Genomic DNA, 13386 nt, shown 5'->3' on the forward strand with positions numbered 1-13386 from the left:
GTCAGCAACCCAACGGACAGCGCTGGAAATTCCGGGCCGTTTCCAACAAGATGCCTAAGCATCCGGGAACGGCCTGAAATGTGCAATCTTTACAATATCACGACCAGCCAGGAGGCCATCCGCCAGTGGACACGCGCCCTGCGTGACATCCTTGGCAATCTCGAACCCTCCATCGACATCTATCCCAACCAGCCAGGCCCGGTGGTGCGCAACGCGCCGGACGGCGAACGCGAATTGGCCAATCTGCTGTGGGGCATGCCGACGCCACTGGAGCGGGTGAAGGGCAAGGCCGACTACGGCACCACCAACATCCGCAATCCGCAATACGGCCATTGGCAGCAATATCTCGGCATCGAGAACCGCTGCGTGGTGCCCGTCACCAGCTTCGCCGAGCCCAGCCCGACGCCCGGCGACAAGGACCCCGAGACCGGCATCCAGCGCAACTACTGGTTTGCACTCGGCGAGGACCGCCCACTGTTCTTCTTTGCCGGCCTGTGGACGCGCTGGCAGGGCATTCGCAAGGTCAAGGACGGCCCCGCCGAGCACCAGGTCTATGGCTTCATGACGACCAGGCCCAACGCGCTGGTCGCGCCGATCCACGAGAAGGCAATGCCGGTGATCCTGACCACGCCGGAAGAAACCCAGACCTGGCTCACCGCGCCATGGTCGGAGGCAAGACACCTGCAGCGCACGGCGCCCGATGATGCGCTGGTGATCGTCGAAAAACCGGCGACACAGATCAAGTTTCCGCAGCAGGCGCCGGCGCAAGGCTCATTGTTTTAGCGCTTGAATTTCTGCAGCACCCAGATGTAGCCCTTGGGCGGATGATCCTGGTCGATGAACTGCGTCTTCACCGTCGTGTCCGTGCGGCTGCATCGCTTGCACCTGAACCTGATGGCTTCCAGCGGCTTGTTCCAGCCCACCACCTGGGCGACGTCATTCGCCCTGAACCGTCCGACATGGTAGCAATGGCCGCATTCCACGATAAGCAGCATGTTGGCCTTGGCGGCACGTCCAACGCTGTCCATCGGCCCGGCCATGGCTCATTTCCGGGTCGAGTAATCCTCGGGGAGGGGAAGCAGGCCAAGCTCTGCCATCCGATAATCGGGCTCCTGCTCCGCGACGCTGGCCAGCACCTCGTGCAATTTCTCGACAAGCCCGCAAAGCTGCCAGAACAGCTCGCCATGCGCCTTCAGATGCAGCTGCGACGACAGCACCGTCCGGCGCAGGCTCAAAGCGTCCCTGATGATCGCCTCCGCATCCCTCGCCGACAGCCTGTCGAACCGGCTTTTTCGTCTGCCCATCGCGGCTCTCCTCGATTTGTGAGCAACCGCCCCGCCTGCTGACAAATAGGAAGGCATTCCTCGCGGAGTCAATTCGCCGTTGACATTTTTGTTCCCGTTTTGTTCAATTTCAACAGGAACACTGGAGGCACCGTCATGGACCACATCGTGACACTGGACAGCCGCCAGGAGGCTGCGCTGCAGGCCATCGCCGACAGGTTCATTGCCCAGCACAAGGGTGATGCGGTGAAGGCGCTGAAGGAGATGATTGTGCTGAATGGGCATCTGCAGGAACGGCTGGATGCGGTGGCGAGCCGGCGCCGGGCGGTGCGCTGAGGAGTGGAGAGTGGGCCAGAACCCAAGCGCCGTTAGACTCCTATCAAGAGGCGGTATCCTAGCCGCCGGCCAGGCCGTTTAAGCTGTACCGGTTTTGCGCATGATGCGTCCCTAGCCGCAAAGCGATGACAACGCGTCGGTTTGTCATGGCGTGAATCCGAGATCACGACCGGCCAACAGCTGTCGTAACTTTGCTGTCGTGATCCGAAAGATCGACTGTGGAGGATGGGCACCAAAGACTCCCATCTGTCTGAGCCGAGCGATTGGGATTGCGGGCTCCATGTATGCGGCTAGGAGATAATTAATCACCTTAACGGGACGCGTTGGCGTCGCCTGCCAAGCCTCAAGGTCCTTCTCGCTGTAGACGGAGCGACCACCAGTCATCAATAAAAGATCCCGGGTCGATTCCGCGAGCTTCATATCTTCCAAAATGCCAATTGCCGTAATCGCCTGTGATGGCTTGAGGTCGGATTTTCCCTTGTAGAACATTAGCAGTGCCCCAGGGGCACCCAGGTTGGACGGCGCGCGGCAAAGATAGACCTTGCGGATGGTGTTTCCAGGTCTTTTGGGGCCTCCACCGCGGCCCTGTGGATCGAACAATTCAAACTGCACAAGCTGGCGAAGGTCCGGATAAAGAACGTCATGGTAGGCTTCCTGTATCGGGATCCCGAAGGCCTCGGTCTCCTCAGTAACCACAAAACGAGGATAGTTCAGGCGGTGTGTGTCAAAGCTGCTTTGGCTGGGAACGGGTGGGAGTGCGGCAGGCGACAGCATTTTCTCATAGATCCGCTCCTCATCTTCCTTTGTTGCGGTATGCTGGAACCCAAAATATTCCAGGAGATCGATCAGAGTGGGTTGGGTCTCAAAGGTCGTGACATAGATGAGATTGTAACGATTCCGCTGGGCGAACCAGAAAGCCTTTTTGAGCAACAGCTCACCGATCTTGAAGCCGCGTTTCTCCGGCCGGACTTTGAACGTGCAAATCTTCAGGATCTTCGCAGCTTTTTGGGTTGCATCTGTATCCGCGCCGATTTCATCTTTCCGTACGAGAATGCCGGCCACGCCGCCATCGTCTACGATCCAGCATGGACGGTGCTGTTTGACGCATTTCTCGGTCCACCAAGCATCGAAGTCTTTATAGTCTTCGCGCAGGCTATCGAAAATCGTGTCAGTGAGCGGGATGGAATGGGCTGAAACCTCTTCGACATATCGGACTGGAGCCTCGACAGGCTCGAAGGTTGTACGGAGCAGCTGCACGGCATCTGCCACAAAGAGTACTCGACGTCCGAGCTCGGGCGAATGACGACGCGCACGATCATGGAACCCACGGTCCTGCGTAACAACAAAGTCGGCAGCCCTAATGGCTAGGGCATGTAGCAGCGTTGCATCGACCACGTCATTCGGGCGCGGCAAAGAGCCGAATTCGGCTTGAAGCTGTGCGGCTGTCAGACCGCGAACCTTAACTAGCGTCTGGAACTTGTCGAGCTTGCTTAGGGAGATACGGCGGCGCGTTGCATCAGTGTCCCGGCCGATATCATCTCGCGCGGCCTCATGGACAAATATGTCCACTTTATGCTTGGCGGCGAGACTAGTGAACGCAGCGAAGGCCGGTTCGACCGTTCTGTTATCTTCTAGAAAAATTATGACATTAGTATCAATTAGATAAGTTTGACGGCTCATTCTGGAGCGCTCTTTGAAGACTGGGCTTTGCGTACAAAAATGACTGCGGTGCCTTAAACCCAAATCGCTCCCTCAATTCCGCTAAATCGAGGGGCCGAGAAAACAGCCGTGGCTTCACCATCGTCAGAGCGTAGCCTTCATCCAGCCCCCCAAAATAGGAGTCGAAATCGGCCTTACGAATCGAGGCCGACCTGCCATGGCGTTGCCACAGGGTTTTGATCGGCAACCGTTCGATACCACGGATTTCAGCGGCGCCAACAAGCGCGCGCACTGGCGACGTCGAATAGATATAAGCGACAGTTCCTCGAGGGGTAGCTAATGGAAACCTGCGCCGAAGTTCGACTGTTTTCTTGCCGACCAGAATCTTTTTGGAGTACTCTGGTTTAATACTTAGAACAAGATCGCGACGCGACCTGAGGTCATCGTCGAAGATCGGCAATACATATTGGTCATGATCATCTTGATATGCTCTTAAGGTATCGGCGAGAGCGTCGGACACAGCTGGGAAGACAGCATCGATACGCAAGCGCGCGCCCAATGCTTCGACATATCGCTGAAGGGAAGAAATCTGAACATCGCCCCGCTGTTCGATTTTCGAGACGGCGGCTTGGCCTACGCCCAACCGTTGTGCAAGCTCCAATTGGGTCAGTCCGAGAGCCTGCCGCAAGGTTTTCAGTGATATGCCAACTACACGGCCAGCCTCGCCGCTGCCGACGCGAACTGCATCGACGAAGGTGCCATCTTTCGATGCAATATTGTCTCTCTGATTCATGGGTATAATGATAGCAGGTATATTCCCTATAAGGAATTATTGTATATCGCCGGACATGCGCGCCGGCATAGTCCCGCCTGACCAGACTGAGGTCATGCACATGGACCAAGTCGAAATGCCTCGAGATCAAAACTGGGAGGCATGCCGCAACTTAAATGAGTGTGGTTCGAGCATCAGCTTTCGGCCACTGTCGTGATCGTCGGAGCGACTGCGTTGAGCGACAGAGCGATAAGCTGGCTGGCGAAGGGGAACAGCGTTGCCGTTGCCAAGGCAGAACAGCCAAGCCTTAAGGCGCCGACGTCGCAATCGCAGCCCACGCAGGCCGAACTTTGCCCACTGCACGGCATCGACCTGATAGGCCAGCCGATCGCCTGATAACGCTGAAGCGGCTTCGCGACGGCTTGTTAGGGGCTGGAATTCAGGTTCCGCCAGGCAGGCCGCGCGACTGGCTGGCGGGCACCGGCCACCAACGCCCCTCAATGCCTCTTGAAATACTGCACCTCGCGTTCGTGCTTCTCGGCGGCCTCGCGGGTATCGAAGGTGCCGAGATTGCGGCGTTTGCCGGTCTTTTCGTCCTTCTTGCGCGAATAGAGGCGGTATTTTCCGTCTTTGAGTTTTCTGATCATCTGTCACTCCCCGAGCCGCTGCTTCCCCTTGAGGTTGCGCGCGGCTTGTTCGATCGCCGCCCGGTCGTTGCCCAGCCTGTCGATGAGGTCTTGTGCCTGTTCGCCCGATATGCCGGTGCGCACCGCCAGGGCCTCCACCGTCAAGATGTCGGAGCTCGCGACCTCGCGGGTTTCCGGCAGGGCATCGCCTGCCGTCAACGGCAGGGCTGCCTCCCTGTCGATCTCGGCCTCGGCCCGGTGCCAGTGCCGCTCGGGATCGCCATGGATCCCGCCTTCGCGTTCCCAGATCTGGTATGCGCGCTCACGAATCTTGTCGTCCCGGTCGTCGCCCATGTTGATTTCTCCTTTGGGTATCGGATGAACGCCGCGCCAACCCGAACGATCCAAAAAAATTTGCGTGATCGCTGGTTAGCCGCTCGAGGGTGGGATCGCACAAGACACCATGCCCTTCGGTCCGCTAGCCCGCCATCCGGCGCGCCAGCCTACTCGCACTGCCGGCGCGGCCCCCCGGAATAGGGCTGATAGCTATTGTCCTCCGGTCGATATGAGCGGTAGCGGCTGAAGCAGTATTGCATGTGGTCGGATAAGAGCTCGGCGGCGCCGGGTTCATCCGATGGCGCGTAGCCCTCCACCGACGACGTATCGCTCGCCTCGACGTAGCTGCCGTCATCGCCGGCGTCGAGATAGGGCGAGATGCAGGGGCGCTGTTGGCCGCTGTAGGATGTGTAGCGGTTGTCGTCCGGCCTGTAGGAGCGATAGCGGCTGGCGCACCATTCGACATGGGCGGCGGGCAGCGTCTGCTGCTCTGCCACCGCCGGTTTGATAGAGCCGGTGGCGGTGGTGTCGGGTGTCGAAGCTGCGGCGGTGTCGGCGGGTTTCGAGGTGCGATCAACTTCCGAGGTGCGAACGGGGACCGCGCGAGCGGGAAGGCGCTCGAGGCGCTGCGAGGCCGGGTTTACCGGGCGCGGATCCTTGGTCCACAGTTCGGCGACGCTGGAGACCGGGGCAATCGGCTGCACCGGCTTGGCTATCAGAAGCCAGGTGGCGAAGGCCAGCCCGCTGGCGAATACGGCGAGCGTCAGCGCGAAGCCGCCAAAGATTGCGAACAAAGCTTTCATGCCGCGCTCCTTCGCCTCCCGGTTAAAGAAATGCCGGGGCGGGGAATCTGGTTCCAGGAAAGAGCGTCGAGGCGGGGGCACTCAAAAGAGGGCCCCTCTCCGTCTCGGCTTTGCCGAGACACCTCTCCCCGCTTTGCGGGGCGAGGAACCCCAAGGCCTTTTGATAGCTTTCAGTGCAGGCCGAATTCGCGCAGCAGTTCTTCGCGGTAGCGTACGAAGCGGCTTTCGCTGCGCTCGCGCGGGCGGGGCAGGTCGATGTCGATCAGCCGCGCCGCGCCGCCTTTCTCCTTGGGCAGGATCAGCACCCTGTCGGCGAGGTAGATCGCTTCCTCGAGGTCGTGGGTCACCATCACCATGGTGACGTTCTCCTCGCTCCAGATGCGGGCCAGTTCCTCCTGCATGCCGATCTTGGTCATGGCGTCGAGCGCGCCCAGCGGCTCGTCGAGCAGCAGGATTTCGGGCTGCACGGTCAGGGCGCGGGCGATGCCGACGCGCTGCGCCATGCCGCCCGACAGCTGCCTTGGGTAAGCATCGCTGAATTCGGCGAGGCCGACGAGCGCGATATAGAAGCGCGCCCGTTCCTCGGCCTCGGCCTTCGGCACGACGCGCACTTCGAGGCCGAAGGCGACATTGCCGAGCACGGTCAGCCAGGGCAGCAGGCGCGGTTCCTGGAAAATCACCGCGCGCTCGGCGCCGACGCCGTGCACCGGCTTGCCGTCGATGGCGACGCCGCCGCTGTCGGCGGCCTCCAGCCCGGCAAGGATGCGCAGCAGCGTGGTCTTGCCCGACCCGCTGGCGCCGACGATGACAAGGCATTCACCCGAGCGGATGTCCAGGTTGAGGGTTCTCAGCACGGCAAGCGAACGCCCACCGATGCTGAACGATTTGGACAGGTCGCGGATGCTGACCTCACCGCCGCTTGTGCTGCTCATCGCGCTAGTCTCCCAGCTGATTGTCTTGCCGGTTGGCCTTGTCAGTTGGTCTTGGTTTCGCCGGGCCGGTAGAGGATGTCCGCTGCCTTCAGCTTACCCTTTGCCAGGCGGCCGTCGCGCTCGAGCACGCTGACCCAGAAGTCGATGTCGCGGTCTGTTGCCTTGGCCCCCTGGCGCAGCCCAAAGCCGGTCCAGTAGCGGGCCAGCTCGCCGTTTTCGCCGCGCTTGTCGAGGATTGTCGCGAGCACCTTGCGCGCTTCGTCGGGGTTCTGCAGCGACCAGTCGGAGGCGCGGGCCGATTGCTCGACGAAATTGCGGGCGGCGTCGGGATGCGCGGCGATGAAGTCTCGCCTGAGCACGACGAAGCCGCCGGCCAGCTCGCCCAGCACGTCGGTGTCGTTGAACACGCCACGCACGCCGCCATTGTCGACGAGGGCCCCGGCAAACGTCGCCTGCCAGTAGCCGAGCGCCGCGATGTCGACCTGGCGGGAGCGCAAGGTCTGCTCGAGCTGCGGTCCGGGCACGACGACGAGATTGGCGGCATCCGGCGACAGGCCGACGCTGTGCAGCGCCTCGCGCACGGTGTAGTCAAGATGGGCGCCGAGCGTATTGACGGCGATGGTCTTGCCGGCAATGTCGGCAATCGATTTGATCGGGCTGTCGTCCAGCACGTAGAAGACGCTGCGCACCTTGCTGTTGATGCCGTTGCTCGGATAGGCGGCGACGAAGTCGTTGCCGCCGGAGATCGAGTTGATCACGGCGGCGGTTGCGGCCGAGCCAATATCGACGCTGCCGGAGGCGAGCGCAAACAATGATTCCGGGCCGCCGCTGGCGTAGCCGACATTCTCGAGTTCGATACCGAGGCCTTTGAAATAGCCGAGCTCGCCGGCAAGCTCATGCGGAGAGATGCTGCCACGGCTGGCGAGGGAGCGGAACTTGACAGGTGCCGCTTCGGCAAGGGCGATGCGCGGCAGGCCGGCGGCGAGAAGGCCGGCGGCGAAGGGCGCGCCGGCAAGCAGGGAACGGCGGGTGATTTTCATGGTCCGGGTCTTTCCTGGTTTGAGTTCTGGCCTGGTTGAGATTGGTAAGGGCGGGTGGTCAGTCGACGGCATTGCTCCAGCGGCAGAGCCGCCGCTGCAGGCTGACCAGCGCCTGGTTGGCGATCAGGCCGAGGCCGGCGAGGATGACGATTGCCGCAAACATCAGCGGGATCTGGAAGTTGTATTGCGCGTTCATCACCTGGAAGCCGATGCCCTTGTTGGCGCCGATCATTTCGGAGGCGATCAACAGCAGCAGCGCCGTGGTGGCACTGAGCCTCAGCCCAACGAAGATCGAGGGCACGGCGCCGGGCAGCACAACGCGGCGGAACACGGTGAGCTGCCTGGCACCATAGACGCGGGCCATCTCCAGCAGTTTCGGATCGACTTGCTTGACGCCGCCGATGGTGTTGAGCAGCAGCGGAAACAGCGTCGCCCAGAAGATGACGAACACCTTGGAGGCCTCGCCGAGCCCAAGCAGCAGGATGAACACCGGGTAGAGCGCCAGCGCCGAGGTCTGGCGGAAGACCTGCAGGATGGGATCGAGCGCGGTCTCGACCGCGCGCACCTGGCCCATGAACAGGCCAAGCGGGATGGCGACCAGCACGGCGGCTGCGAAGGCGAGACCGGCGCGCTGCAGGCTGATGGCGATGTCGCCGAGCAGAGTGCCGCCGGCCAGCCCCTTCCAAAGTGCCGCGACAATCATGTCGATCGGGGGCAGCACGGCCGTGTTGACCCAGCCGGCGCTGCTCGACACTTGCCAGATTGCGAGGAAAGCAATGAGGACGCCGTAGCGCGACAGGAAGCGAATTCCCGCCCGGCCGCCGAGGCGCAGGAAGTCCGAGCCGAGGCTTGTCGTGCTGTCACGCGTGCCGAGGCTGGCGGCCTGTTCGATGTGCTGCAAAGTCATCGTCTTGCCTCTTGCTTGGAAAGTATCGGGCTTCTCGGGACTATTCGGCAGCCAGCACGGCCGAGCGAGCGGCGGTCCACGGGTTTTCAGGCCGCCTGAGGCCGAGGTTCTCGCGCAGCGTCCTGCCTTCATAGGCCGTGCGGAAAAGGCCGCGGCGCTGCAGTTCGGGGATAACCAGCTCGACGAAGTCGTCGAGCCCGCCGGGCAGCCAGGGCGGCAGGATGTTGAAGCCGTCGGCGGCTTCGTTGCCGAACCATTCCTCCAGCTGGTCGGCGACCTGCACTGCACTGCCGATGACGGTGTAATGGCCGCGCGCCGTCGCCACCCATTGATAGAGCTGGCGGATGGTAAAGTTGTGCTCGTCGGCAATCTGGCGGATCAGCGCCTGGCGGCTCTTCATGCCTTCGGTTTCCTTGCTCGGCGGTAGCGGTCCGTCGAGCGGATAGCCCCTGATGTCGAGCGTCTGGCCGGCCAGCCCGTTGAGCAGGGCGACGCCGTCCTCCGGCAAGATGAGATCGTTCAGCTGCTGGTATTTGGCGCGCGCTTCTTCTTCGGTGCGGCCGACGAAGGGTGCTACGCCCGGCATGATCAGCACCTGCTCGGGATCGCGGCCGACGGCCGTCACGCGGGCCTTGATATCGCGATAGAATTCCTGCGCCGACGCCAGGTTCTGATGGGCGGTGAAGATGACTTCCGCCGAGTGGGCGGCGAGCTTGCGGCCGTCCTCCGATTGCCCCGCCTGCACCACCACCGGGTGCCCCTGCACGGGGCGCGGCACGTTGAGCGGCCCTTTGACGCTGAAATGCAGGCCCTTGTGGTCGATGTCGTGGAGCTTGTCCTTGTCGTAGAAGCGCCCCGATTTCTTGTCGCGGACGAAAGCATCGTCCTCCCAGCTGTCCCACAGCGCCTTGACCGTCTCGACATGCTCATGCGCGCGGGCATAGCGCTCGGCGTGGGCAGGCTGCGTCTCGCGATTGAAATTGCGCGCGGTTTCGTCGCCGGCCGAAGTGACGACGTTCCAGCCGGCCCGGCCATTCGACAGATGATCGAGCGAGGCGAATTTGCGGGCGAGCGTGTAGGGCTCCTCATAGGTGGTCGAGGCGGTGGCAATGAAGCCGAGATGCGTGGTGAGCGGCGCCAGCGCTGCAAACAGTGTCACCGGCTCGAAGCCGGCGATCTTGGCATTGCCGCCTTCGCGGGCGCCGAGCCCGACCGTCAGATTGTCGGCGAGGAAATAGGCATCGAACAGGCCGCGCTCGGCGGTCAGGGCAAGCTGCTTGTGGAACTCGAAATTGGTGGCGCCGTCGGCCGGCGCATCGGGGTGACGCCAGGCGGCGATATGCTGTCCGCCGCCGGGCAGGAAAGCGCCCAGTTTGATTTGCCTGGATTTGGTGGATCTGGTCATCGCGGCGTGCTCCTGGATTTGGCCGGGGAGGGGATCTCGGATCGGTGGTGCGTTCAGGCGGCGAGGCCGACGCTGTAGGGCACTCCGGTTACCCGGCATGCCTCGGCGACCGCCTGCCGGGCGCGGGCGTGGATGGCTTCCGACACCAGCACGCCATTGGCAAAATCCTTGTCGGAGGCGTAGATCGCGGTCGGCACGGTCAGCGCCTCGAAGAAGCCGAACAACGGCCGCAACTGGTGCTCGACGATCAGCGAATGGCGCTCGCCGCCGCCGGTCGCGGCGAGGATGACGGGCTTGCCCCTCAGCGACGACGGATCGAGCAGGTCGAAGAAATGCTTGAAAAGCCCGGTATAGCTGCCTTTGAAAGTCGGCGAGCCGGCCACCAGGATGTCGGCGCCCAGCAGCCGTTCGACGATGTTGCGCGCCGCCGGGTCGAGGTCGCCGAGGCGCCTTGCCTGCGGTAGGGACGCGCCAAGATCCTCGATGTCGAAGACGGCCGAGGCCGCGCCGATGCTTTCCGCGGCCTGCCCGACAATGTGGCTGACGAACGCCTTGGTCTTCGATGGCCGGGTCAAGTTGCCCGACAGCCCCACAACGAGCTTCTTCGACATTCCTGGCTCCCTCTCAAGCGCTCAATTTTTTAAGATCTTGGGTCTAGCGATCTATTTTAAGTCTAGAGAGTTTGTAGAATTAAAAGAGCGAGAAAATTTCAAAAGCAGGGCGGTGAGCGAACTGAGTTTGCGGCACATCGCCCGCAATTGGTTCATTCCATGCGGCGTACTGCACCGGCGCAGCGCATCGACCAGCGATGCAAAGACCTGCCAGCACCTTGTCCCTCGGGCTGCGGTGAGTCAGGTCAATTTGATTCAAATCCGGCTGTGGATATTTGCTTTTGGGTAAATCGAGGCGGTCATCTTGCCGGCCGGCGGGCAACAGGGAGAAGCCTATGACAAGCGACTTTGCCGCCGCACACCTCCACCTCGAACGGGCCTGCCATTATTTGAGCGGCGACGATGAGACGAGCCGCACGGCTCGTGCGGCACTGGATCTCCTGATCGATGCAATTGTCGCGGCGCAATACAAGCGGCCCACAGGCGACGTTGTGGAATTTCCAAGACCGGCAAAGCTGGGACAATCCGCAAGCGGGAACGGGTAATCCAACCGGCGGCGTCCCTTTGCTTCCGCCTGATCACATGAACCAGGTTGCCACCAGGCCGGTCGTCGCCGAGAAGATGGCGGCGGTCGTTGCCCAACCGAGTATGTTGGTGCTTCGGCTGTTCACCTGGTCGCCCATGATCCTGCGGCTGTTCGTCATCAGCATGATGAGCAACAGCAAGGGCGGCGTCGAGAAGCCTTGAACGATGCCGGACCAAACCAGCGCCTTCATCGGATTGAAGCCGAGAAAGTTCAGGCCAGCGGCGATCGCCGTAAAAAATCCGATGGCGAGATAAAATTTGGGCGCCTCTCGAGCCCGGGCGTGCAGGCTGTTTTTCCAGCCGATGGCTTGTGCCACGTCGTAGGCAGCGCCGGTGGTCATGACAGGAACCGCGAGGAAACCGACGCCGATCACGCCTGCTGCGAACAGGACGCTTGCGGCTTGGCCGGCGAGCGGTCGCAGCGCCTCCGCCGCTTGCGCTGCCGTGTCGATATCGTGGTGGCCCGCCTTGTAGAGCGTAGCACCCGTCGACAGGATGATAAAATACATGATGAGATTTGAAAACATCATGCCGATGAGGATGTCCCGGCGAGAGCGACGGAGTTCGCTGTCGGTGGCGCCCTTTCTTTCGCTGAGCGTCGTTCGCCCCTGGGCAATCTCCTCCTCGACCTCCTCATTGGACTGCCACGTGTAGAGATAGGCGGACAGCGTCGTACCGATGATGGCGACCAGGATCGACAGGAACTCACGGTTGAATTCGATCCTGGGAAGCAGCGTTCCGCGCAGTACTGCCGCGGCGTCCGGCTTGGCCAGAATGGCGGCTCCGACATAAGCGAGCAGCGCCAGCGCCAGCCAGCGAAAGATGTTGCGGATCAAAGTATAGGAGCCGAAGACCTGGAGGGCGAAGATGATGGCGGCGACGAACAGCACGATCAGCGGAATGGGAAGCGGTACGAATATGTTGATCGCGGCCGCCATTCCACCAAGATCCGCCGCTGCCTCGATGGTGTTTCCGATAAGCACACCCAAAAGCACGGCCCAGAGCAGCCACCGCGGATAGAAGTCCTTGATGACGTGGAACAATCCGCGCCCGGATACCTGGCCGAGCTTCGACGACAGATAGACGACCACATACATCATCGGCAACGTCACCGGAGCCGTCCAAAGCAGGTCGGGTCCGAAGCGGGCGCCGGCACTGGCGTAGGTGCCTATCGCGGAGCAATCGTCGTCGGCCGCCCCTGTTATCAGGCCGAGGCCGAGCGCTCGGCCTATGCCGCCTTTCCTCTCCTCAGGTGGGATGGAACGATCGGAACCGGCCTGCCTCATTGCGACCGGACCGGGTTGCGAACGAAAGGCGCGGGCTGCCATGCAACAATGATAAGGATCGGTCGCGGCGCTGGTCTCATTTTGCTTCCTTCAACAACTTGCCCAAACCCGGCGCGCCATGACTTGTTCCGCGACGACGGGGCAGGGGTTTTGTCTCAGGCAAAAAAGTTCGGGTTGACCGCTTCCGAACGCGAAGCGACTATCCGTGCGAGGCGAAGATCGCAGGAGGAAATGCAATGGACGAGCCCGCTCAGTGGCGCCACATGTCGAGCGCGCCAAGGGACGGCAGCAGAATCCTTGTCACGGTTCGGCCATCCGAGCAGGGGCCGGCCGAGGTCGACATGGCTTACTGGGCCCGCGCCGATCAGTTCGGCAGCGAAGGCTGGCGCGCTTCCGATTCGTCGCCAGGACGCATCGTCGAATATGCCGAACCCGAACTGAAGTGCTGGATGCCGCTGCCGTCGGCCAATCTCAGCAAGGGATCGATGCCGAGCCCCTGGGAAGGGGAAGATGTGCCGCTGGTGGATGGCTCGGGGATATGAGGCTAGCGAGAAGGGTAGTCTTGATCGCTGGCGGGACAGCACCCCCCTCTGTCCTGCCGGACATCTCCCCCTCAAGGGGGGAGATTGGCCCGCATCGCGGCCTTCGCTAATCTCCGACGCTGCAAGAAGGGCGCGGCTATTGAAGCTGCCGATCTCCCCCCTTGAGGGGGAGATGTCCGGCAGGACAGAGGGGGGTGTGAAGGAATGCCAACGTCCCGGTCGGCCCTCAGAACAGGAATGCGGCCGTGGCGGGGTTCGGGCCG

General features: G+C 61.9%; 18 protein-coding genes. 4 read left to right on the forward strand and 14 right to left on the reverse strand.

All coding sequences use genetic code 11. The features are described from left to right. Positions 1-78: 78 nt before the first annotated feature. Positions 79-783, forward strand: a complete 705-nt coding sequence (locus NKI95_RS17095) for an SOS response-associated peptidase (protein ID WP_352718240.1) — start codon at positions 79-81, stop codon at positions 781-783. Here NKI95_RS17095 and NKI95_RS17100 read toward each other — a convergent pair. Both NKI95_RS17100 and NKI95_RS17105 read right to left on the reverse strand, forming a co-directional pair. Continuing rightward, on the reverse strand, positions 780-1040 hold the full coding sequence (locus tag NKI95_RS17100; RefSeq protein WP_352718242.1) for a hypothetical protein: 261 nt from the start codon (positions 1038-1040) through the stop codon (positions 780-782). The two genes, NKI95_RS17095 and NKI95_RS17100, sit on opposite strands and share 4 nt — an antisense overlap. Before the next feature lie 3 nt (positions 1041-1043). Then, positions 1044-1304 (reverse strand): hypothetical protein, encoded by a 261-nt coding sequence (locus NKI95_RS17105; RefSeq protein WP_352718244.1) that lies wholly within the window; start codon positions 1302-1304, stop codon positions 1044-1046. Positions 1305-1439: 135 nt separating this feature from the next. Between NKI95_RS17105 and NKI95_RS17110 the strand changes: the two genes are divergently transcribed. Next, the gene (locus tag NKI95_RS17110; protein WP_352718246.1) at positions 1440-1619 is read left to right on the forward strand and encodes a hypothetical protein; all 180 of its coding nucleotides are present in this window, start codon (positions 1440-1442) and stop codon (positions 1617-1619) included. A gap of 144 nt (positions 1620-1763) precedes the next feature. On the opposite strand, the gene NKI95_RS17115 is transcribed toward NKI95_RS17110, so the two are convergent. Next, entirely contained in the window at positions 1764-3299 is a 1536-nt protein-coding gene (locus tag NKI95_RS17115; protein WP_352718248.1) for a GNAT family N-acetyltransferase, read from the reverse strand. Beyond that, positions 3274-4071, reverse strand: a complete 798-nt coding sequence (locus NKI95_RS17120; RefSeq protein ID WP_352451460.1) for a helix-turn-helix domain-containing protein — start codon at positions 4069-4071, stop codon at positions 3274-3276. Before NKI95_RS17120 ends, NKI95_RS17115 begins: the two co-directional genes overlap by 26 nt. A 213-nt stretch (positions 4072-4284) precedes the next feature. On the opposite strand from NKI95_RS17120, the gene NKI95_RS17125 reads away from it, so the two are divergent. After that, positions 4285-4446: a hypothetical protein gene (locus NKI95_RS17125; protein ID WP_352718250.1), complete on the forward strand. Its 162-nt coding sequence runs from the start codon at positions 4285-4287 to the stop codon at positions 4444-4446. A 101-nt stretch (positions 4447-4547) separates the two neighbouring features. Here the strand turns inward: NKI95_RS17125 and NKI95_RS17130 are convergent, their stop codons facing one another. The 10 genes from NKI95_RS17130 to NKI95_RS17180 all read right to left on the reverse strand — a co-directional run bounded on the left by NKI95_RS17130 (position 4548) and on the right by NKI95_RS17180 (position 12581). Then, the gene (locus tag NKI95_RS17130) at positions 4548-4697 is read right to left on the reverse strand and encodes a hypothetical protein (protein WP_023677295.1); all 150 of its coding nucleotides are present in this window, start codon (positions 4695-4697) and stop codon (positions 4548-4550) included. Positions 4698-4700: 3 nt separating this feature from the next. Next, a complete protein-coding gene (locus NKI95_RS17135; RefSeq protein WP_352718252.1) occupies positions 4701-5030 on the reverse strand; it encodes a DUF2934 domain-containing protein in 330 nt (109 codons plus the stop codon). Positions 5031-5179: 149 nt separating this feature from the next. Beyond that, positions 5180-5815, reverse strand: coding sequence for a BA14K family protein (locus NKI95_RS17140; protein WP_352718254.1), 636 nt, complete (start codon positions 5813-5815; stop codon positions 5180-5182). A gap of 170 nt (positions 5816-5985) precedes the next feature. Then, a complete protein-coding gene (locus NKI95_RS17145) occupies positions 5986-6747 on the reverse strand; it encodes an ABC transporter ATP-binding protein (protein WP_352718256.1) in 762 nt (253 codons plus the stop codon). Positions 6748-6788: 41 nt separating this feature from the next. Beyond that, entirely contained in the window at positions 6789-7787 is a 999-nt protein-coding gene (locus NKI95_RS17150) for an ABC transporter substrate-binding protein (RefSeq protein WP_352718258.1), read from the reverse strand. A 58-nt stretch (positions 7788-7845) separates the two neighbouring features. Next, positions 7846-8694 carry an ABC transporter permease gene (locus NKI95_RS17155; RefSeq protein WP_352718260.1) on the reverse strand — a complete coding sequence of 283 codons (849 nt, stop codon included), beginning with the start codon at positions 8692-8694 and terminating at the stop codon, positions 7846-7848. Between the two features lie 40 nt (positions 8695-8734). Continuing rightward, positions 8735-10099 (reverse strand): LLM class flavin-dependent oxidoreductase, encoded by a 1365-nt coding sequence (locus NKI95_RS17160; protein WP_352718261.1) that lies wholly within the window; start codon positions 10097-10099, stop codon positions 8735-8737. Between the two features lie 53 nt (positions 10100-10152). After that, positions 10153-10710 carry an FMN reductase gene (gene msuE, locus NKI95_RS17165; protein ID WP_352718263.1) on the reverse strand — a complete coding sequence of 186 codons (558 nt, stop codon included), beginning with the start codon at positions 10708-10710 and terminating at the stop codon, positions 10153-10155. A gap of 79 nt (positions 10711-10789) precedes the next feature. After that, the gene (locus NKI95_RS17170; protein ID WP_352718265.1) at positions 10790-11032 is read right to left on the reverse strand and encodes a hypothetical protein; all 243 of its coding nucleotides are present in this window, start codon (positions 11030-11032) and stop codon (positions 10790-10792) included. Between the two features lie 256 nt (positions 11033-11288). Further along, positions 11289-12581, reverse strand: a complete 1293-nt coding sequence (locus NKI95_RS17180) for an Nramp family divalent metal transporter (RefSeq protein WP_352718267.1) — start codon at positions 12579-12581, stop codon at positions 11289-11291. 236 nt (positions 12582-12817) lie between these two features. Between NKI95_RS17180 and NKI95_RS17185 the strand changes: the two genes are divergently transcribed. Further along, positions 12818-13123 carry a hypothetical protein gene (locus NKI95_RS17185; protein ID WP_352718268.1) on the forward strand — a complete coding sequence of 102 codons (306 nt, stop codon included), beginning with the start codon at positions 12818-12820 and terminating at the stop codon, positions 13121-13123. Positions 13124-13386: the final 263 nt, after the last annotated feature.

Source organism: Mesorhizobium sp. M0306 (assembly GCF_040321655.1).
Classification (GTDB): domain Bacteria; phylum Pseudomonadota; class Alphaproteobacteria; order Rhizobiales; family Rhizobiaceae; genus Mesorhizobium.